General features: G+C 70.8%; 17 protein-coding genes. 13 read left to right on the forward strand and 4 right to left on the reverse strand.

Going from position 1 to position 19652, the window contains the following annotated elements; genetic code table 11:
* Window positions 1–114: 114 nt before the first annotated feature.
* Window positions 115–3054, forward strand: coding sequence for an RNA polymerase-associated protein RapA (gene rapA, locus C9J49_RS13710; protein ID WP_107182434.1), 2940 nt, complete (start codon window positions 115–117; stop codon window positions 3052–3054).
* Window positions 3055–3660: 606 nt separating this feature from the next.
* Here rapA and C9J49_RS13715 read toward each other — a convergent pair.
* Window positions 3661–4566: a TIGR01777 family oxidoreductase gene (locus C9J49_RS13715; RefSeq protein ID WP_107182435.1), complete on the reverse strand. Its 906-nt coding sequence runs from the start codon at window positions 4564–4566 to the stop codon at window positions 3661–3663.
* A 95-nt stretch (window positions 4567–4661) separates the two neighbouring features.
* Between C9J49_RS13715 and C9J49_RS13720 the strand changes: the two genes are divergently transcribed.
* The 10 genes from C9J49_RS13720 (at window position 4662) to C9J49_RS13765 (ending at window position 13784) form a co-directional block, all read left to right on the forward strand.
* Window positions 4662–5717 carry an NAD(P)/FAD-dependent oxidoreductase gene (locus C9J49_RS13720; RefSeq protein WP_107182436.1) on the forward strand — a complete coding sequence of 352 codons (1056 nt, stop codon included), beginning with the start codon at window positions 4662–4664 and terminating at the stop codon, window positions 5715–5717.
* Window positions 5714–6088 carry a sirohydrochlorin chelatase gene (locus C9J49_RS13725; protein ID WP_046077792.1) on the forward strand — a complete coding sequence of 125 codons (375 nt, stop codon included), beginning with the start codon at window positions 5714–5716 and terminating at the stop codon, window positions 6086–6088. The genes C9J49_RS13720 and C9J49_RS13725 overlap by 4 nt, the downstream gene beginning before the upstream one ends.
* A 95-nt stretch (window positions 6089–6183) precedes the next feature.
* The gene (locus C9J49_RS13730; protein WP_035596449.1) at window positions 6184–7095 is read left to right on the forward strand and encodes a MerR family transcriptional regulator; all 912 of its coding nucleotides are present in this window, start codon (window positions 6184–6186) and stop codon (window positions 7093–7095) included.
* Window positions 7096–7107: 12 nt separating this feature from the next.
* The gene (phrB, locus tag C9J49_RS13735) at window positions 7108–8523 is read left to right on the forward strand and encodes a deoxyribodipyrimidine photo-lyase (protein ID WP_107182437.1); all 1416 of its coding nucleotides are present in this window, start codon (window positions 7108–7110) and stop codon (window positions 8521–8523) included.
* Window positions 8524–8592: 69 nt separating this feature from the next.
* Entirely contained in the window at window positions 8593–9033 is a 441-nt protein-coding gene (locus C9J49_RS13740) for a nuclear transport factor 2 family protein (protein ID WP_046077795.1), read from the forward strand.
* A gap of 72 nt (window positions 9034–9105) precedes the next feature.
* The gene (locus tag C9J49_RS13745) at window positions 9106–9897 is read left to right on the forward strand and encodes an SDR family oxidoreductase (RefSeq protein WP_107182438.1); all 792 of its coding nucleotides are present in this window, start codon (window positions 9106–9108) and stop codon (window positions 9895–9897) included.
* A complete protein-coding gene (locus C9J49_RS13750; RefSeq protein ID WP_107182439.1) occupies window positions 9894–11228 on the forward strand; it encodes an NAD(P)/FAD-dependent oxidoreductase in 1335 nt (444 codons plus the stop codon). The genes C9J49_RS13745 and C9J49_RS13750 overlap by 4 nt, the downstream gene beginning before the upstream one ends.
* Entirely contained in the window at window positions 11225–11989 is a 765-nt protein-coding gene (locus C9J49_RS13755) for a DUF1365 domain-containing protein (RefSeq protein ID WP_107182440.1), read from the forward strand. Before C9J49_RS13750 ends, C9J49_RS13755 begins: the two co-directional genes overlap by 4 nt.
* Window positions 11986–13251, forward strand: coding sequence for a cyclopropane-fatty-acyl-phospholipid synthase family protein (locus tag C9J49_RS13760; RefSeq protein WP_107182441.1), 1266 nt, complete (start codon window positions 11986–11988; stop codon window positions 13249–13251). Before C9J49_RS13755 ends, C9J49_RS13760 begins: the two co-directional genes overlap by 4 nt.
* A complete protein-coding gene (locus C9J49_RS13765; RefSeq protein WP_046077799.1) occupies window positions 13248–13784 on the forward strand; it encodes a DUF2878 domain-containing protein in 537 nt (178 codons plus the stop codon). Before C9J49_RS13760 ends, C9J49_RS13765 begins: the two co-directional genes overlap by 4 nt.
* On the opposite strand, the gene C9J49_RS13770 is transcribed toward C9J49_RS13765, so the two are convergent.
* Window positions 13737–15602: a bifunctional diguanylate cyclase/phosphodiesterase gene (locus C9J49_RS13770; RefSeq protein WP_035596420.1), complete on the reverse strand. Its 1866-nt coding sequence runs from the start codon at window positions 15600–15602 to the stop codon at window positions 13737–13739. The genes C9J49_RS13765 and C9J49_RS13770 overlap by 48 nt on opposite strands.
* Before the next feature lie 233 nt (window positions 15603–15835).
* Between C9J49_RS13770 and fabA the strand changes: the two genes are divergently transcribed.
* Together fabA and fabB are read left to right on the forward strand one after the other, a co-directional pair.
* Entirely contained in the window at window positions 15836–16351 is a 516-nt protein-coding gene (fabA, locus tag C9J49_RS13775) for a 3-hydroxyacyl-[acyl-carrier-protein] dehydratase FabA (protein ID WP_035596409.1), read from the forward strand.
* A 13-nt stretch (window positions 16352–16364) separates the two neighbouring features.
* The gene (gene fabB, locus C9J49_RS13780) at window positions 16365–17579 is read left to right on the forward strand and encodes a beta-ketoacyl-ACP synthase I (protein ID WP_107182442.1); all 1215 of its coding nucleotides are present in this window, start codon (window positions 16365–16367) and stop codon (window positions 17577–17579) included.
* 131 nt (window positions 17580–17710) lie between these two features.
* On the opposite strand, the gene C9J49_RS13785 is transcribed toward fabB, so the two are convergent.
* Window positions 17711–18478 carry a 1-acyl-sn-glycerol-3-phosphate acyltransferase gene (locus C9J49_RS13785; RefSeq protein ID WP_107182443.1) on the reverse strand — a complete coding sequence of 256 codons (768 nt, stop codon included), beginning with the start codon at window positions 18476–18478 and terminating at the stop codon, window positions 17711–17713.
* Window positions 18475–19368, reverse strand: a complete 894-nt coding sequence (locus tag C9J49_RS13790) for a sugar nucleotide-binding protein (RefSeq protein WP_035596401.1) — start codon at window positions 19366–19368, stop codon at window positions 18475–18477. Before C9J49_RS13790 ends, C9J49_RS13785 begins: the two co-directional genes overlap by 4 nt.
* Window positions 19369–19652 lie beyond the last annotated feature (284 nt).

Below are 19652 nucleotides of genomic sequence, written 5' to 3' on the forward strand. Positions count from 1 at the left end.
CCGGGAAGCCTCTTAAGCCGCGCCGGGGATTGCTGTAAGATACCGCGCCCTGTCGCCGAGGGTCGGGTGTGGCCCGCGGCACGAGACCAGATCCCTAGCATCCCCCGAGGCATCATGAGCGACTTCTCTCCCGGTCAGCGCTGGATCAGCGATGGCGAGGCCGAACTCGGCCTGGGCACCATCCTCAACTGCGACGCGCGCAGCATCACCGTCCTCTTCGGCGCCAGCCAGGAAACCCGGACCTACAGCATCCAGCATGCCCCCCTGACCCGGGTGATCTTCGGCAGCGGCGACCGCATCCGGTGCGCCGAGGGCTGGGAGATGACCGTCGACGACAGCAAGGAGTCCCGAGGACTGATCGTCTACATCGGCGAGGACGACCAGGGCGAGATCCGCGAGCTGCCCGAGGCGCGGCTGGCCGACTCCATGCAGTTCGACCAGGCCCGCGACCGCCTGCTGACCGGCCAGGTCGACCGCAACGACTGGTTCGACCTGCGCTTCCGCACCCTGCACCACCATCATCGCACCGAGCAGAACCCGGCGCTGGGCCTGGCCGGCCCGCGCATCGACCTGATCCCGCACCAGCTCTATATCGCCGACGAGATCTCCCGGCGCCAGGCGCCGCGGGTGCTGCTGGCCGATGAGGTCGGGCTCGGCAAGACCATCGAGGCCGGCCTGATCCTGCACCGCCTGCTGTTGACGGGCCGCGCCGAGCGCGCCCTGATCCTGGTGCCGGCGAGCCTCACCCACCAGTGGCTGGTGGAACTGCTGCGCCGCTTCTCGCTGGAGGTCACCCTGCTCGACGAGCAGCAGAGTCTGGCCCAGGGCGACGGCAACCCCTTCGAGGCCGGCCAGCTGGTGCTGGCCAGCCAGGACTGGCTGTTCGCCAACCCGCACCGCCAGGCCCAGGCCGAGGCCGTCGACTGGGATCTGTTGATCGCCGACGAGGCCCACCACCTGGAATGGAGCGAGAACGCCGACGAGGTCGGCCCCGGCTACGCCTGCGTGGAGCGCCTGGCCGCCAGCGTGCCCGGCGTGCTGCTGCTGACCGCCACTCCGGAGCAGATGGGCCAGGCCAGCCACTTCGCCCGGCTGCGCCTGCTCGACCCGGATCGCTACCACAGCCTGGCGGCCTTCCAGGAAGAAGAGCGCCACTACGCCGAGGTGGCCGCCGCCATCGATGCCCTGGAGCGCCTGCCCGGCGAGGCCGCCGACCGCGAGGCCGTGGCGGCCGTCAGCGACGACCCCGACAGCGCCGCGCTGCTCGCCACCCTGGCCGACCCCGAGAGCGGCGACGACCAGCAGGCCGCCGCCCGCGGCCAGCTGCGCGAGCAGCTGCTCGACCGCCACGGCACCGGCCGGGTGATGTTCCGCAACAGCCGCCGCCACGTCGGCGGCTTCCCCGAGCGTCGCCTGCACGTCGACCGCCTCGAGCTGCCCTCCGCCTACCGCCGGGTGCTACGCCGCCTGGGCCGCGACGAGGACTACCTCGACGAGCTGCTGATCGAGACCGGCCTCGACCACCCCGAGGTGCTGGTCTATCTGGACACCATGTACCAGGCGCTGGCCAACGACCCGCTCAACGCCGAGCCCTGGTGGCAGTTCGACCCGCGCGTGACCTGGCTGCTGGAGCGGATCACCGAGCTCGGCGACGACAAGATCCTGGTCATCGCCCACGACCGCGAGACCGCCCAGGGCCTGGCCGACGGCCTGCGCGTGCTGGGCGGCGTGCAGGCCCCGGTGTTCCACGAGGACCTGACCCTGGTCGAGCGCGACCGCGCCGCCGCGGCCTTCGCCGACGACGAGGACGGCTGCCAGGTGCTGGTGTGCTCGGAGATCGGCTCCGAGGGCCGCAACTTCCAGTTCTGCCGCCACCTGGTGATGTTCGACCTGCCGCTGCACCCGGACCAGCTCGAGCAGCGCATCGGCCGCCTCGACCGCATCGGCCAGCGCCACGCCATCGAGCTGCACGTGCCGGTGTTCGCCGCCAGCCCCGGCGAGCAGCTGCTGCGCTGGTATCAGGAGGGCATGGACGCCTTCGGCGCGCCCCACGGCCTGGGCGGCGAACTGTTCGACGCCTTCGGCGACGCCCTGGCCGACGCCCTGCTCGACGAGGAAAGCCTGGACGAGGTGATCGCGGACACCCGCGAGCTCTTCGACCGCCGCATGACCGAACGCGACGCCGGCCGCAACCGCCTGCTCGAGCTCAACGCCTGCCGCCCGGAGCGCGCCGAGCAGACCATCGAGGCGATCCGCGAGCTCGACGAGGACCGCGCCCTGCGCCGCTACATCGACCAGGCACTGGACATCTTCGGCGTGGATGCCAAGGACATCGGCAACGACATCCAGCACCTCAAGCCCGGCCCGCAGATGCTCGACGGCCTGCCGGGGCTGGTGAAGGGCGAGGACGGCTTCTCGGCCACCTTCTCCCGCGAGCGCGCCCTGGGGCGCGACGACGTTCAGCGCCTGTCCTGGGAGCACCCGCTGACCCGCGAGATGATGGGCCGCATCCTCGACGGCACCATGGGCAACACCGCGCTGGCGCTGCTCAAGCATCCGTCGATCCCCGGCGGCCGGCTGATGGCCGAGCTGGTGTTCCGCACCCACTGCCCGGCCCCCAAGCGGCTGCACCTCAACCGCTTCCTGCCGCCGACCGCGGTGCGCGTGCTGCTCGACGAGTCCGGCGCCAACCTGACCGCCAAGGTCTCCTTCACCGGGCTGTCGAAGAACCTGCAGAAGGTCAAGAAGGCCGCCGCCCGCGACCTGATCAAGAGCCGCCACGAGCAGCTCCGCGACCTGCTCGACCGCGCCGAGGCCGAGGCCGAGCGCGAGCTGCCGACCATCGTCGAGGCCGCCCAGGCCCGCATGCGCGAGGCGCTGGACGCCGAGCTGACCCGCCTGGAGGCCCTGGCCCGCCGCAACCCCGCGGTGCGCGAGGACGAGCTGACGGCGCTGCGCGAGGAGCGCGCCGCCCTGGACGCCGCCATCGAGGGCACCCGGCTGCGGCTGGATGCGGTGCGGGTCATCGTCACCATCGACGAGAACTCCCGCTAGGCGAGGCGACTCCCCCGGACGAGACCTGTCGCCGCCCTCCGGGGCTGATCCGGCGACAGGTCCCGGAGCGCCGGACCGCCGAGGGGCGCTATGAACCCATCCCTGAGCGCTACTTTGGCCCTACGGCGCTCTCGCATCCTGCTCCGCTTGCAGGTCCGGTGCTGGCCATCCTTGGCCAGCCCGTTCGGCGGAATCCGCCTCACCCATGGCCAAAAACCCCCTCTTCGACCTGTCCCCGGCGCCCCGTCTTGACGCCTTAACCAAGAGCCCCCGTCGGCACGCTGCCGGCGGGGGCTCGTCGTTTCAGGGCATGGAAATGCGAAAGGGATGCGCTGATTTATGTCGCGAGCGATGAGAGGTGGGGGCGCCTAGCCTGGGTGCCGCCGGAGCGCAGAGCCGAGCGTAGCGACAAAACATCCGAAGGATGGCCCGGTGAGGAACCGAAGGTTCCGAATCAACCGGAGTGTAGCCTGCTACATGAGGATTCCGATCGGACCGGCGCCCCGGCACCGCCGGCGCCCAGGATCACTAGGTTCGTTCCCGACGAACCTATGCACTTCCTGCATCCCTGCAGGTCGTCGAGCGCAGCAATAAATCGGCGTTTCACTAGCCGAGGATATCGGTCAGGGCCTCCTCCAGGGTCGGGAAGCGGAACACGAAGCCCGCCTCCTCCAGGCGCGCCGGTCGCATGTCGGCACCGGTCAGCAGCAGCCGCGACATCTCGCCGAGGCCGATCTCCAGCACCTTGGCCGGCACCGGCAGCAGCGCCGGGCGGTGCAGATGCCGCGCCAGCAGGCGAGTGAAGACGGCATTGGTGACCGGATGCGGGGCGCTGCCGTTGAAGGCCCCCTGAAGGTCGTCGCGCTCGAGCAGCAGCAGGATGGCGTTCACCAGATCCTGGCGATGCACCCAGGGCATGAACTGAGTGCCATCGCCCAGGCGCCCGCCCAGCCCCAGCTTGAAGGGCGGCAGCAGGCGCTGCAGCATGCCGCCGCCGGCGTCGAGCACCAGGCCCAGGCGCAGGATCGCCAGCCGGGTGCCGAAGGCCGTCACGCCCTCGGCGGCTGCCTCCCAGCGCTGGCACAGGCGATGGGCGAATTCGTCGTGGGGCGGCGTCTCCTCGGTGACGACGGTGTCGCCCTGGTCGCCGTAGTAGCCCATGGCCGAGGCCGAGACCATCACCGACGGCGCGCGCCCGTGCGACGCCTTGAGCTGCTCGCAGAGCTGCACCAGCTCGCGGGTGGCGCCAAGCCGGGAATCCAGCAGCCGCTCCTTCTGCGCCTCGCTCCAGCGCTTGCCGGCGATCGGCTCGCCGGCCAGGTTGACCAGCGCCTCCGGTGGCGTATCGACGAAGTCCAGCGCCGAGCGACGCACGTCGACGCCCTCCGGCAACTTGAGTCGCGCCTGGGCAGGGTCTCGCGACACCACCTGGACCCGATGCCCGTCCGTGATCAGTCGCCGGCACAGGGCCTGGCCGACGAATCCGCTGCCTCCGGTGATCAGTATGCGCATTCCGGTCTCCTTGGATGGCGTCGAGCAAGTGTTATACAGGTTTTGTACACGTCTGTTAGTCTAGCGGTAAACCCCGTTGACTGCATGAGCCCGACATGACCTCGACGCCCCCTTCCCATGCCGTGATCGGGGCCGGTATCGCCGGCCTGGCCTGCGCCCGTGCGCTGGCGGATGCCGGCCACGACGTCACCGTGTTCGACAAGGGTCGCGGCCCCGGCGGCCGGATGTCCAGTCGCCGGCTCGAGGACGGCGCCATCGAGCTCGGCGCCCAGAGCTTTCGCGCCGCCCATCCGGCCTTCCGCGAACAGGTGGCCGCCTGGGTGCAGGCCGGGGTGGCCGCGCCCTGGCCCGACGCCCTGTGGCGGCTGGAAGCGGGCCGGGCAGCGCGGCGCGCCGACGGCCACCCCCGCTACACCGGCACGCCGCGGATGAGCGCGGTCACGCGCCAGCTGGCCCGCGGCCTGCCCCTGCACACCGGCACCCGCATCGTGTCGCTCGCGCGCGCAGGTAACGATTGGCGGCTCATCGACGAGCGCGGCACCACGCATGGCCCCTTCGCCACGGTGAGCCTGGCGCTGCCCGCGCCTCAGGCCGAGGGCTTGATCGCCCCCCATGCGCCGGAGCTCGCGAGCGAATGCCGACAGGTGCCCCAGCGCGCCTGCTGGGCGGCCTGGGCCCGCCTCGAGGCGCCACTCACGCTGCCCGGCGCCGAGGCCAATTGGCCGCTGCTGCAGTTCGACGCGGGCCCGCTGAAGCGCGTGGTCCGCCACCGCACCAAGCCCGGCCGCGGCGGTGCGCCCGAACTCATCACCCTGCTGGCCGATCTCGACTGGAGCGAACGCCGGCTCGAGGACGCCCCGGATGCCGTGGCCGTGGACCTGCTCGGCGCCCTGAACGACGCGCTCGAGACGCTCCGCCGCGCCGCCAGCCTGCCGGCGGTACAGGCGCGGGGCGCCCACCGCTGGCGCTATGCCGAACCCGGCGCGGTGGCGCCGGGCCATGACCATCGCCTGACGGACGCCGGCCTGGCGCTGTGCGGCGATGGCTGGCGCGGCGGACGCATCGAGGACGCCTGGCTGTCCGGCCACCACCTGGGCGAGGCGCTATGCCATCGCCATCCCCTTCCCGACCACGGAGATTTCCCGACATGAGCAATGCCCTGATCCTGATGGCCCACGGCTCCAGCGACCCTAACTGGCGGGCACCCTTCGAGCGCCTGGCCGAGCAGCTATCCGCCCGGCTTGCGACCCCGCTGCGCCTGGCCTACATGGAGATCTGCGCGCCCTCGCTGGAGGACACCGTGGCCGAGCTGGCGGCCGAGGGCGTCGAGCACGCCGAGATCCTGCCGCTGTTCTTCGCCGCCGGCCGCCACCTGCGCAAGGACGTGCCCGGCCAGGTCGAAGCCCTCGGCGAGGCGCACCCCGAGGTACAGCTGACGCTGCTGCCGCCGGTGGGCGAGCATCCGGCCTTCGTCGAGGCCCTGGCGGCGGTGATCGCCGAGCGGGCCGGCGAGAGCGACTGACGGCCGTGTTGTACATCGACTGCTTTTTGTACAAAATTGGTGGTTGAAGCCCCATCCCTTCCGTCACCGATCTCACCACCGAGGCAGAGGCCCGCATGAGCGATCAGGCGAACCATCCGGCCGATGCGCCGCTCTATCCGATTCGCGAAGTCTCGCGCCTGACCGGCGTCAATGCCGTGACCCTGCGCGCCTGGGAGCGCCGCTACGGGCTGATCCAGCCTAAGCGCACCCCCAAGGGCCACCGACTCTACGCCAAGGACGACATCGCCCGCGTCGAGCGCATCCTGCAATGGCTCAACCGCGGCGTGCCCGTCAGCCAGGTCCGCGAGCTGCTGGAACAGCCCGAGATCGTGGAGGCGCCGCCGCCCGCCGCCGGCGACTGGGGGAGCCAGCGCCAGCAGCTGATCAAGGCCGTCGAGGCGCTGGACCTCGAGCGCCTGGAGGCGCTGTTCAACCAGGCCCTGGCCCTCTATCCGGTCGCCACCTGCCTCGACGAGCTGTGGCAGCCGGTGCTGCGCGAGCTGGAGGAGCGCTGGGACGACCGCCTGGGCGCCGACCTGCAGCGCCGCACTCTGGAAGCCTTCCTGCGCACTCGCATCGGCACGCGGCTGTATCACGCCAACGCCCGGGCCGGCGGCTCCACGCTGCTGATCGTGCCGCTGCCCGACGACGGCCCGCTGTGGGGGCTGCTGGCCGCCCTGGCCGCCGCCGATCGCGGCTACCGCGTGCAGTGGCTCGACGCCGCGCTGCCGCCACAGGAGCTGCCGCTGGCCGTAGAGCGCTTCCACGCCAGCGCCCTGCTGCTGGCCAGTGGCCGCGCCGAGCGCGCCGACCTGGTGCGCCGCCAGCTGCCGCGCCTGGCCGAGCAGCTCGAGGTGCCGGTGGCCCTGTGCGGCCCGGTGGCCCGCATTCGCGCGGCCGACCTCGACGCCTCGGGCGTGGAGCTGCTCGGCGACGACCTGAGCCACGCCATGACACGCCTGCACTCCCTGACCCAAGCCGCCTGAACGGAGACACCGATGTCCCCGACCCTGGTCTGGTTCCGTAGCGACCTGCGCATCCACGACAACACCGCCCTGGCCGCCGCGGCCCGCCGCGGCCCGGTGATCGGCGTCTTCCTGCGCTGCCTGCCACAATGGCAAGCCCACGGCCACGGCGCCAACAAGCTGGACTTCACCCGTCGCGGCGTCGCCGCGCTCTCCGAGTCGCTGGCCGGGCTCAACATTCCGCTGCTGCATCGCGACATCGAGGCCTTCGACGAGGCCCCGGCGACGCTGCTCGCCCTGGCCCGGGAGCTCGGCGCCGAGGCGATGCACTTCAACCGCGAGTACCCGCTCGACGAGGCGCGCCGCGACGCGGCGGTGATCGAGGCCTTCGAGGACGCCGGTCTCGCCGCCCACGGCCATCGCGACGCCGTGGCCTTCGCCCCGGGCGAGCTGCTGACCGGCAAGGGCGACGTCTACGGCGTCTTCACCCCCTTCGCCAAGGCCTGGCACAAGGCGATCACCGCCGACCGGCTGGCGCTGCAGGACGCGCCCGATCCCCAGACCAGGCTGTCGGTCGATGCCGACCCCATCCCCGAGCTGCCCGAGCTCGAGGACACGCCGGTCGACGGCCGCCTGTGGCCCGCCGGCGAGGGCCCGGCCGCGGACCGCCTGGAACGCTTCCTGCGCTTTCGCGGCCGCCACTACGACGACCAGCGCGACTTCCCGGCGATCCGCGGCACCAGCGAGCTGTCGCCCTACCTGGCGCTGGGCATGATCTCCCATCGCCAGTGCATGCAGGCGGTGATGGCCGAGAACGACGGCGCCCTGGCCGACGGTGACGCCGGCCTCACCGCCTGGGTCGGCGAGCTGATCTGGCGCGAGTTCTACCAGCACATCGCCGCCGGTTTCCCGCGGGTGTGCCGCCACCGCGCCTTCCAGCGTCACACCGAGGCGCTGCCGTGGCGCGACGACGAGGCCGGCTTCCGGGCCTGGTGCGAGGGGCGCACCGGCTACCCCATCGTCGATGCCGCCATGCGCCAGCTCGTCGCCACCGGCTGGATGCACAACCGGCTGCGCATGGTGACCGCCATGTTCCTGTCCAAGCATCTGCTGATCGACTGGCGCCGCGGCGAAGCCTTCTTCCTGCGTCACCTGGTCGACGGCGAGTTCGGCGCCAACAACGGCGGCTGGCAGTGGGCGGCCTCCACCGGCACCGACGCCGCGCCCTACTTCCGCATCTTCAATCCCACCACCCAGTCCCAGCGCTTCGACCCGGAAGGCCGCTTCCTCGCCGAATGGCTGCCGGAGCTCGCCGAGCTGTCGCCCAAGGCCCGTCACGCCCCGGGCAACGACCTGCTGAGCGGCGTCGACTATCCGGCGCCCATCGTCGACCACAAGGCCGCCCGCGTCCGGGCGCTGGACGCCTTCAAGAACCTGCCCGCTGCCTGAAGCGGGCGCTTCTCCCGGCCACGCCACCCACTTTCGCCCCTCGCTTCTTCTCCCTCCACGGAGGCTGTCATGTCACCGGACCCGGACCTGGAGGCCTTCTGCGCCTTCTACAACAAGCTGGACAAATCCTGTACAAAAAATCTGTACAAGATATATACTCCAGACATCGCATTCGCCGACCCGCTGCACCGCATCGACGGCCTGCCGGCCCTGGAAGCCTACTTCGCCAGCCTGTACGAGAACGTCACGGCGTGTCGATTCGTCTTCCACGATCGCCAGCGACAAGGCGACACCGCCTTCGTGACCTGGACGATGCATCTGGCTCACCGCCGCCTGGACGGCGGCCGGGAGATCACGGTGGAAGGGGCCTCGCGGCTGCTCTTCGCCGGCGACGACACGGGACGGGTCCGCGAGCACCGGGACTACTTCGACGCCGGCGCCCTGCTCTACGAGCGGGTGCCGCTGCTGGGCACGGCGATCCGCTGGCTCAAGCGTCGCGCGGGAGGCTGAAGGGCGGCTGAAACCGCAACGCCGCCTCCCGCGTAGCTGCAACACAGGCGTCGCCATACGCGAGGAGACGACATGACGGCATCCCATACGACCCGCTGCATCTGGCTGACCGGCGCCACGTCCGGCATCGGCCGCGCCCTGGCCGTGCGCCTGCTCGACCAAGGGCATCGGGTCGCGCTCAGCGCCCGCCGCCCTGACGCCCTGCAGGAGCTGGCCGGCGACCGCGACAACGCCCTGCTGCTGCCGCTGGACGTCAGCGACCGCGACGCCGTGCTGGCCGCCGGCGATCGCATCGCCGCCCGCTTCGGCCGCCTCGACCTGGCGATCCTCAACGCCGGCACCTGCGAATATCTCGAGGCCGGCCACTTCGACGCCGCGCTGATCGAGCGGGTCTTCGCCACCAACTTCTTCGGCGCCCTGCACGGCGTGGAGGCCGCGCTGCCGCTGCTGCGTCAGGCCAGGTCCCAGGGAGGCCGGCCGCTGCTGGCCGCCACCTCCAGCGCCTCGGCCTATCTGCCGCTGCCACGCGCCGAGGCCTACGGCGCCTCCAAGGCCGCCCTCAGCCACTTCCTGGAATCGCTGCGCCTCGACCTGGCTGGCGAAGAGATCGACGTCAGCCTGATTCATCCCGGCTTCGTGAAGACGCCGCTGACCGATCGCAACGACTTCCCGATGCCGATGCGGGTCAGCGTCGACCAGGCCGCCGAGGCGATCCTCAAGGGCCTGGAGGCCCACCGCCTCGACATCCACTTCCCACGCCGCTTCACCCTGCCGCTCAAGCTGCTGGGCATCCTGCCGCCGGGGCTGCGCTTCCGCCTCGGGCGGCGCCTGGCCCGCGGCGCCGACACGGAGGCTTCGTCATGACGTCGCTCGCCACTCCCGCTTCTCCCCAGGGCCGCCAGCGCATCGCGGTGATCGGCAGCGGCATCGCCGGCATGGCCGCCGGCTGGTACCTGTCCCGGCACCACGAGGTCACCCTGTTCGAGGCCGACACCCGCCTCGGCGGCCACACCGCCACCATGGACGTCGAGCTCGAGGGCCGTCACTACGCCATCGACACCGGCTTCATCGTCTTCAACGACTGGACCTATCCCCACTTCCGGCGCCTGCTGGCGACCCTCGGGGTGGAGAGCCAGGCCACCGAGATGAGCTTCTCGGTGCACGAGACGGCCCGCGACTTCGAGTACAACGGTCACAGCCTGCCGCGGCTGTTCGCTCAATGGTCGAACCTGCTGCGGCCGAGCTTCCACGGCCTGCTGCGCGACATCCTGCGCTTCAACCGCGAGGCCACCCAGGCGATGGTCGACGACCGGCTGCCGGCGGACCTGACCCTGGGCGACTACCTGGACGCCGGGGGCTACGGCGAGGGCTTCCAGCGCCACTACCTGCTGCCCATGGGCGCGGCGATCTGGTCGGCCAGCATCGGCCAGCTACGCGCCTTCCCGGCCCGCTTCTTCGTGCGCTTCTTCCATCACCACGGCCTGCTGTCGGTCAACGAGCGGCCCCAGTGGTACACCCTGGTCGGCGGCTCGCGGGCCTATATACCGGCGTTGACCGCGCCCTACGCCGAACGCCTCCGGCTGGCCACGCCGGTGTGCGGCGTGCGTCGCGAGGCCGACGGGGTACGGGTGCGCAGCGACGCCGGCGAGGAACACTTCGACCAGGTGGTGCTGGCCTGCCACGCCGACCAGGCGCTGGCCATGCTCGACGACGCCAGCCCCGCCGAGCGCGAGATCCTCGGCGCCCTGCCCTACCACGATAACGAGGTGGTGCTGCACACCGACACCCGACTGCTGCCGCGCCGCAAGCGCGCCTGGGCGAGCTGGAACTACCGGCTCGACGGCCGCGGCGACGATGCCCGGGTCTCGGTGACCTACGACATGAACATCCTGCAGCGCCTCGAGGCGCCGCACACCTTCTGCGTGACCCTCAACGACGGCGACAGCATCGACCCGGCCAAGGTGCTCGGGCGCTACACCTACGCCCATCCGCAGTTCAGCCTCGCCGGCATGAACGCCCAGGCCCGCCACGCCGAGATCTCGGGGCCGGGCCGGCGCACCCACTTCTGCGGCGCCTACTGGCGCAACGGCTTCCACGAGGACGGCGTGTGGAGCGCGCTACGGGTGGCCCGGGCGCTGGGCTGCGACCCCGACGCGCCGGCCGGTGCCCGGGCGGCCACGGAGGTGCCGGCATGATCTCCACCCCGCGCTCGCGCATCTATCGCGGCTGGCTGCGTCATCGTCGCTTCACGCCCCGTGCCCACGCCTTCCGCTACCGGCTTTGGATGGCCTGGCTCGACCTCGACGAGCTGCCGGAGCTGTTCGACGGCGTGCCCGGCTTCAGCGCCCGGCGCCCGGCCCTGGCGCGCTTCCGCCGCGAGGACTACCTGGCGCCCCACGACCGGCCGCTCAAGGACGCCGTGCGCGCCGAGCTGACGCGGCTGCTGGGCGACGCCCCGAACGGCCGCATCTGCCTGCTCACCCAGCTGCGCACCCTCGGCGTGGGCTTCAATCCGGTGTCGCTGTACTACGCCTACGACGCCCGCGGCGAGCTGCGGGCCCTGCTCGGCGAGGTCAGCAACACGCCCTGGGGCGAGCGCACCACCTATGCCTGCCGGGTCGAGCCGCGGCGCCACGGCCATCGCGCCGACTTCGACAAGGCCATGCACGTCTCGCCGTTCAACCCCATGGACATGCGCTACCGCTGGCGCTTCGACAGCCCCGGCGAACGCCTGAACCTGAACATGGAGACCTGGCGCGGCGACGAGCGCCACTTCGACGCCAGCCTGAGCCTGGAAGCCCGCCCGGCGACCCGTCGCGTGCTGCTGGCCACCCTGGCCCGTCACCCGGCGATGGCGCTGAAGACCGTCGCCGGCATCCACTTCGAGGCCCTGCGCCTGTGGCTCAAGCGCGTCCCCGTCCACGACCATCCCCGCCATCAGGAGAGTTCGCCGTGAATACACGCACCGCCAACGCCCGTCCACTGCCGGCCCAGGGCGATCGCCTGACGCGCTGGCTCAAGGCTCGCCTGCTGCCCCAGCTGGATCGGCTGGAAGGCGGCGAGATCACCCTGATCGAGGGCCATCAGCGCCACCGCCTGGGCCGCGGCGGCCCGCTCTCGGTGACCCTGGTGGTGCGCGACTCGCGGGCCTGGCGACGCATGGCGCTGGGCGGCACCGTGGGCGCCGGCGAGGCCTACATGGACGGCGACTGGGACGCCGACGACCCGGTGGCGCTGGTGCGGCTGTTCGCCGCCAACCTGGAACGGGTCAACGGCGAGATGGAAGGCGGCCTGGCCGGCGCCGGTCGCTGGCTGCTCGGCGCCTTCTACCGGCTGCAGCGCAACAGCCTGAGCGGCTCGCGGCGCAACATCGCCGCCCACTACGACATCGGCAACGACCTGTTCGCGACCTTCCTCGACCGCCGCCACTGGATGTACTCCAGCGCCGTCTTTCCCCGCACGGGCGCCAGCCTCGAGGAGGCCTCGACCCACAAGCTCGACCTGATGCTCGAGCGCCTCGACGTGCGCCCGCATCACCACCTGCTGGAGATCGGCACCGGCTGGGGCGGGCTGGCCATCCACGCCGCCCGCACCCGCGGCTGCCGGGTCACCACCACCACCATCTCCGACGAGCAGTACGCCCACACCGCCCGGCGGCTGGCCGAGGAAGGGCTGGAGGACCGCGTCACCCTGCTCAAGCGCGACTACCGCGAGCTGGAGGGCCGCTTCGACCGGCTGATCTCGGTGGAAATGATCGAGGCGGTCGGCCACCAGTACCTGGAGACCTACCTGACCACCCTGGACCGGCTGCTGACCGACGACGGCATGGCCATGCTGCAGGCCATCACCATTCGCGATCAGCGCTACGAGGCCGCCAAGCGCGAGATGGACTTCATCAAGCGCTACATCTTCCCCGGCGGCTTCCTGCCCTCCCAGAGCGTCATTCTCGACGGCCTGACCCGCCACACCTCGCTGAACCTGGTGGGTCTGGACGAGATCGGCCAGCACTATGCGCGCACCCTGCGCGAGTGGCGCCATCGCTTCGAGGCCAACCTGGAGACCGTGCGCCGGCTGGGCTACGACGAGCGCTTCATCCGCATGTGGCGCTACTACCTGTGCTACTGCGAGGGCGGCTTCCTGGAGCGTACCATCGGCACCAGCCAGCTGCTGCTGGCCAAGCCGGGCGCGCGGCCGGTGCCGCTGACGGGGGCGGCATGACACCCGGGCTTTGGCGGGCGCTGGCCAACCTGGCCGGCTTCCAGCTGGGCTGGCTGGCCTGTGTGCTGGGCGGCAGCCTCGTGGGGGGCATCGTGGCGGGCGGGGTGATCGCGGCGCACCTGCGCTGGCAGGCGCGGCCGGGGGAATGGCGCTGGCTGGCGGGCTTCGCGGGGCTGGGGCTCGTCATCGACGGCGGCCTGGCGATGGCCGGCGGCTTTCGTTTCCCGCCGGAGACCTTCCTGATCGGCCCGCTACCGGCCTGGACAGGACCGTTACCGCTATGGCTATGGCTGCTGTGGCCGCTGTTCGCCACCCTGCTGCACCATTCCCTGGCCTGGCTGTGGCGGCATCCCTGGCTGGCGGCGGCCGGCGGCGCCACCAGCGGGCCGCTGTCCTACTATGCCGGCGCCGAACTCGCCGGTGTCACCCTCGCTCCCTGGCTGCTGGCCGCCGAGGCGCTGTGCTGGGCCATGCTGTGCCTGTGGCTATGCCATCGACTCGGCCGGCCCGGCGGCCTCGCTCGTGCCGGCTGAGGCCTGCGTGCGCCAGCGGGCGTCCAGGGCCTGAACGGTCAGCGGGCGATCGTAGAGGAAGCCCTGGACCAGCTCGCAGCCCACCGAGCGCAGGAAGTCCCGCTGGGCGCGGGTCTCCACGCCTTCGGCCACGACTTCCAGCGAAAGCCCCCGGGCCATGGCCAGCACCGCACCGACGATGGCGGCATCGGCGCGGTCGTCCGGCAGGGCCCGTATGAAGGCCCGGTCGAGCTTGAGCTTGTCCAGCGGCAGATGCTTGAGGTAGCCGAGCGACGAGTAGCCGGTGCCGAAGTCGTCGATGGCCACCGGGTGGCCGCGGTCGCGCAGGGCCTCCAGCCGCGGTGCCACGTCGCCGGCGCGCTCGTCGAGCAGTACCGATTCGGTGAGCTCCAGCCCCAGCAGCCGCGCCGGTACCTTGTGACGCGACAGGCCGGCGGCCAGCGCGGACTCCAGGTCGCCCTGGAACAGCTGCATGGCCGAGATGTTGATCCACACCGGCACCTCGGGCATCCCCTGGCGACGCCAGTGGGCGATCTGTGCCAGGGCGTGGTCGATCACCCAGTTGCCCAGCAGTGCCATCAGGCCATGGCGCTCGGCCAGGGGAATGAACTCGCCCGGCGAGATCATGCCGTCGCGGGGATGGCGCCAGCGCAGCAGCGCCTCGAGCCCGGCCAGGCCGTCGTCGATCAGCCGATACTGGGGCTGATAGTGCAGCTCCAGCTGGCCGCCGGTGGCCAGGGCATTGCGCAGCTCGTTGACCAGCGCCAGCTTCGGCCCCTCCTGCACGTCCAGCGAGGGGCGGAAGCGCAGGCAATGATTGCGGCCGTGGCGCTTGGCGGCATAGAGCGCGGACTCCAGGCGCTGGAAGAGCACGCTCGCGTCGCGACCGTCCTCCGGCGCACGGCAGCTGCCCAGCGTCAGCCCCAGGCGCAGGGTGTTGCCATCCAGCTCGAAGGGCTCGCCCAGATGCGACTGCAGGCCGGCCACCCACTGCTCGTGGTCGTCGAAGGTGGTGGTGCGGATGACCATGAACTCGTCGCCGCCGAGCCGGCCCACCACGCCGCCGGCCACCTGTCGCGCCAGCCGCTCGCCGACCCGGGCCAGCAGGCGGTCGCCGATCTCGACGCCCAGGCCATCGTTGACTTCCTTGAAGCCATCGATGTCGATCATCGCCATGTCCAGGCTCTCGCCGGCCTGGAGGTGACGCAGCCGCGAGGTCAGCAGGTCATGCAGGCGGCGCCGGTTGGGCAGTCCGGTCAGGGGGTCCTCGAAGCCGATGCGGCGCAGGTCGCGCTCGCGGGCCTTGCGCAGCGAGATGTCCGAGAACAGGCACACGTAGTGGCGCACCCGCCCCCGATCGTCGCTGACGGCGCGGACCTTGAGCCACTCGGGATATTCGTCGCCCTGCTTGCGGCGGTTCCAGATCTCGCCTTCCCAGCGGCCGGTGCTGTGCAGCGTCTGCCAGTAGCGCTCGAAGAAGGCCGCATCGTGCCGCGGCGCCGCCAGGGAGGCGACGTTCAGCCCCTTGACCTCTGCCGGGTCGTAGCCGGTGATCTGGGTGAAGGCGGGATTGACCACCAGGATGCGATAGTCGGCATCGGTGACGATCACGCCTTCCTCGGTCATGGTCAGCGCTTCCTGGCCCAGCCGCGAACGCAGGCGTTCCAGACGCACCTGGCGCCAGGCATCCCACAGCCCGGTGGCGGCGATCAGCACGGCGGCGACGCGGAGCCCCGCATCGGGCAGCCAGACGCCGGCCGACACCGCGGCCAGGGCGACCCACAGCAGCGGGCGATTGAGGGAAAGTACGGGCCACATGGCTTCGGCCTCGACTCGTCGACATGAATGAGACTCTGCCCTTTCGGGAGAGCGCTAACCTTCCCCTATCGGCCGACGCGAACATAACTGTACCCTGGACGACGACGAAATCCCCCCGGCCCCCTGGCCGGCGTGCATTCGCGGGACACGAACAGTAGACTAGGCGGGGCCGCCAGGGCGGCCCATGCCGTTTCGATACGGCATACCACCATCTCGACACTCGGAACGATTCAGTGACCAAGCAACATTCCTTTGATCGCGAAGCACTGCTGGCATGCAGCCGTGGCGAGCTGTTCGGCCCCGGCAACGCCCAACTGCCGGCACCCAACATGCTGATGCTCGACCGCATCGCGCACATCCATGAAGAGGGTGGCGAACACGGCAAGGGCGAACTGATCGCCGAGCTGGATATCCACCCGGACCTGTGGTTCTTCGACTGCCACTTCCCCGGCGATCCGGTGATGCCGGGCTGCCTGGGCCTCGATGCCATGTGGCAGCTGGTGGGCTTCTATCTGGGCTGGCTGGGTCACCCGGGCCGCGGGCGCGCCCTGGGCTGCGGCGAGGTCAAGTTCAGCGGCCAGATCCTGCCGGATGCCGAGAAGGTGACCTACCGCATCAACATCAAGCGCATCATCACCCGGCGCCTGATTCTGGGCATCGCCGACGGCACCGTGTCCGTCGACGGCCGCGACATCTATCAGGCCAACGACCTGCGGGTCGGCCTGTTCACCTCCACCGCGAATTTCTGATCAGGAGGCTCCCATGCGACGAGTGGTAGTCACCGGCCTGGGCATCGTGTCCTGCCTGGGCAACGACGCAACACAGGTTCTCGACGCCCTGCGCACCGGGCGCTCAGGCATTCGCTTCAAGGATGAATACGCCGAGCTCGGCTTCCGCAGCCAGGTCGCCGGCGTCGTCGATATCGATCTCGACGCCCTGGTCGATCGCAAGCTGCGCCGCTTCATGGGCGACGCCGCGGCCTATGCCTATGTGAGCATGGCCCAGGCGGTCGAGGATTCCGGCCTCTCTCCGGAGCAGGTCTCCAACGAGCGCACCGGCCTGATCGCCGGCTCCGGCGGCGCCTCCAGCGCCAACCAGGTCGAGGCCGCCGACGTCATGCGCCAGAAGGGCCTGCGCCGCGTGGGCCCGTATCGGGTCACCCGCACCATGGGCAGCACCGTGTCGGCCTGCCTGGCGACGCCATTCAAGATCAAGGGCGTGAACTACTCCATCTCCTCCGCCTGCGCCACCTCGGCGCACTGCATCGGCAGCGCCATGGAGCAGATCCAGCTGGGCAAGCAGGACGTGGTCTTCGCCGGCGGCGGCGAGGAGGAACACTGGACGCTGTCCTGCCTGTTCGACGCCATGGGCGCGCTCTCGACCCACTACAACGAGGCGCCGGACAAGGCCTCCCGACCCTATGACCAGGCCCGCGATGGCTTCGTCATCGCCGGCGGCGGCGGCATGCTGGTGCTCGAGGAGCTGGAACACGCCAAGGCCCGCGGCGCCAAGATATACGCCGAGCTGGTCGGCTACGGCGCCACCTCCGACGGCCACGACATGGTCGCCCCGTCCGGCGAGGGCGCGGTGCGCTGCATGCGCCAGGCCATGGCCACCGTCGACGGCGACATCGACTACATCAATACTCACGGCACCTCCACGCCTGTCGGCGACGTCGCCGAGCTGAAAGCGGTGCGCGAGGTGTTCGGCGATTCCACGCCGGCAATGAGCTCGACCAAGTCGCTGACCGGCCACTCGCTGGGCGCCACCGGCGTGCAGGAAGCGATCTACTCGCTGCTGATGATGGAGAACGACTTCATCGCCGCCTCCGCCAACGTCGAGGACCTCGACGAGCAGGCCGACGGCTTCGACATCGTCACCGAGCGCCGCGAGGCCAAGGTCGAGCGCGTGCTGTCCAACAGCTTCGGCTTCGGCGGCACCAACGCCTGCCTGGTGCTGGAGAAGTATCGCGGCTGACGGGGCCATCCCTGCCCGCGACGAAGGCACGACTGAAATGAAGAGAGGCGCCCCGCGGGGCGCCTCTTTTTTTTGCCTCATGCCTGTCGACTCGCCGCCTCGCCGGGCGATCGCGCCGGCAACGAACGGGCTCAGCTCGCCGCCGTCTCCCGGGCGCCGGCCTCGGCGCTGTCGTCGCGGGGCCGAGGCACCTCGGAGATCTCCGCCAGCTGCGCCTCGATCCAGGCCTCGGTCTCGGCCAGCACCTCTTCCGGGCTGCGACCGACGGTCTCGATCGGCTCGCCCACCACCAGCGTCAGTCGCCCCGGGTGCTTGACCCAGTGGCGGCCCGGCCAGCGCTCGCCGGCATTGTGCGCCACCGGCACCACCGGCTTGCCGGCGCGGCAGGCGATCACCGCTCCGCTCTTGTTGTAGCGGCGGCGCTGGCCCGGCTCGACCCGGGTGCCCTCGGGAAAGATCAGCACCGAGAGCCCTTCCTCGAGCCGGGTCTTGCCCTGGGTCAGCACCTGCTTCATGGCCCGGGCCGGCTTGGAGCGGTCCAGGGCGATGGGATGCAGCAGCCGGAGCCCCCAGCCGAAGATCGGGATGTTGAGCAGCTCCTTCTTGAGCACCGTGCACACCGGCGGCTTGAGCAGCTGCAGGTAGACGGTCTCCCATTCGCACTGATGATTGGACAGCAGCACGCAGGGGCCGTCGGGCAGCCGCTCGCGGCCGCGGATCTCGTAGCGAACCCCGCAGGCGATCCGGAACCAGGCGATGATGAAGTGGTTGTAGAGGTTGAGCAGGCGATAGCGCGAGCGCAGCGGCAGCAGCGGCGCCGGCGGCAGGAACAGCACGCCGCAGACCAGCATGGCCATCAGGTAACCGATATAGAAGATGATGCTGCGGATCACGCTCATGTCTCGCGGGTCTCCTCGACGGGTCGGGCATCGTCGCCGCGCGCCAGGCACCAGACATCGAGCATGCGCCCCACCTCGAGCCGCCAGGGCTTCTGGTGGACACCGAAGACATCGAGGACTCGCCGGCAGTTCAGCACCCGGCGCAGCGGCTGATCGTGGTGGTGGCTGAGCGCCTTGACGCCCCCCAGGGCGAGGGTCTCACCGCGCCCCTCGAGGCGCGTGGCCAGCTGGGTACGCACCATCGACACGAAGGTGTAGGCGCTGACCGGCTCGGTGCCGGCCAGATGATAGCTGCCCCAGGCATCGGCGCCGCAGCCCTGCTGCTGGAGCATGCCGATCAGCGCCATGGCCACCGAGTCGGCGGAGGTCGGGCAGAAGATGACGTCGTCCTCGGCGCGCAGCTCGTTGCCGCCGACCAGGGTGTCGAGCAGCTCGCCCAGCCAGGCGTGGGTGCCTTCCAGGGCGAACAGCGGCCCCAGGCGCACGATCAGGTGACGCGGCAGCTCGGCGCGGATGCGCTCGCCGGTGGCGACCAGGCGCCGCAGCCCTTCGTCGCGGGGGGCGGGCACGACATGCTCGTCGATGGGCTCCTCGAGCCCGTCCTCGTAGAGCTGGTCGGACACGCACCAGACCATCGGCACCTCGCGCTCGCGACAGGCCGTCAGGCAGGCCTCCACCGCTTCGGCGTGGGCGGTCACGGCGGCCGGCGCATCGGTGATCGGCCGCGACAGCGGCGGGATCAGCAGCGCATCGGGGCGCAGCGCGTCGAGCCGCTCCGCCGACAGCGACAGGCCGGGCTCGATGACCAGCTCCACGTCGGTGCGGCGATTGGCCTCGCGTGCCATGGCGAGGCTCAGACAGTGTCCGGCGTCCAGGATCAGCAGCTTCACGATGACTCCTAGGGGCTGGGCGTCGGGATCGCAGCGACCACGACTCACCAGACGGCGACAATCTTGGGAACCACGACGCGAGGGGCATCCTGAAACAGGACGCCCCTCGCGTCGGCCATCGCGCCACTATACCATTACCGCCCGCCGTCATGGCAGCCGCGGCCGTGTCGCCAGCGGAAGATCGTCGCCGAGGCGACAGCCGAGTCGCGTTGCCGGGCATGCCCTTATGCGGCTGGCTCCCCTGGAAGATTCGAATGGCCCCGTCCGAGGACCGCGGCCAGGTT

The sequence above is a fragment of the Halomonas sp. SL1 genome (assembly GCF_003030865.2).
In the GTDB taxonomy this organism is placed as follows: Bacteria; Pseudomonadota; Gammaproteobacteria; order Pseudomonadales; family Halomonadaceae; genus Halomonas; species Halomonas halophila.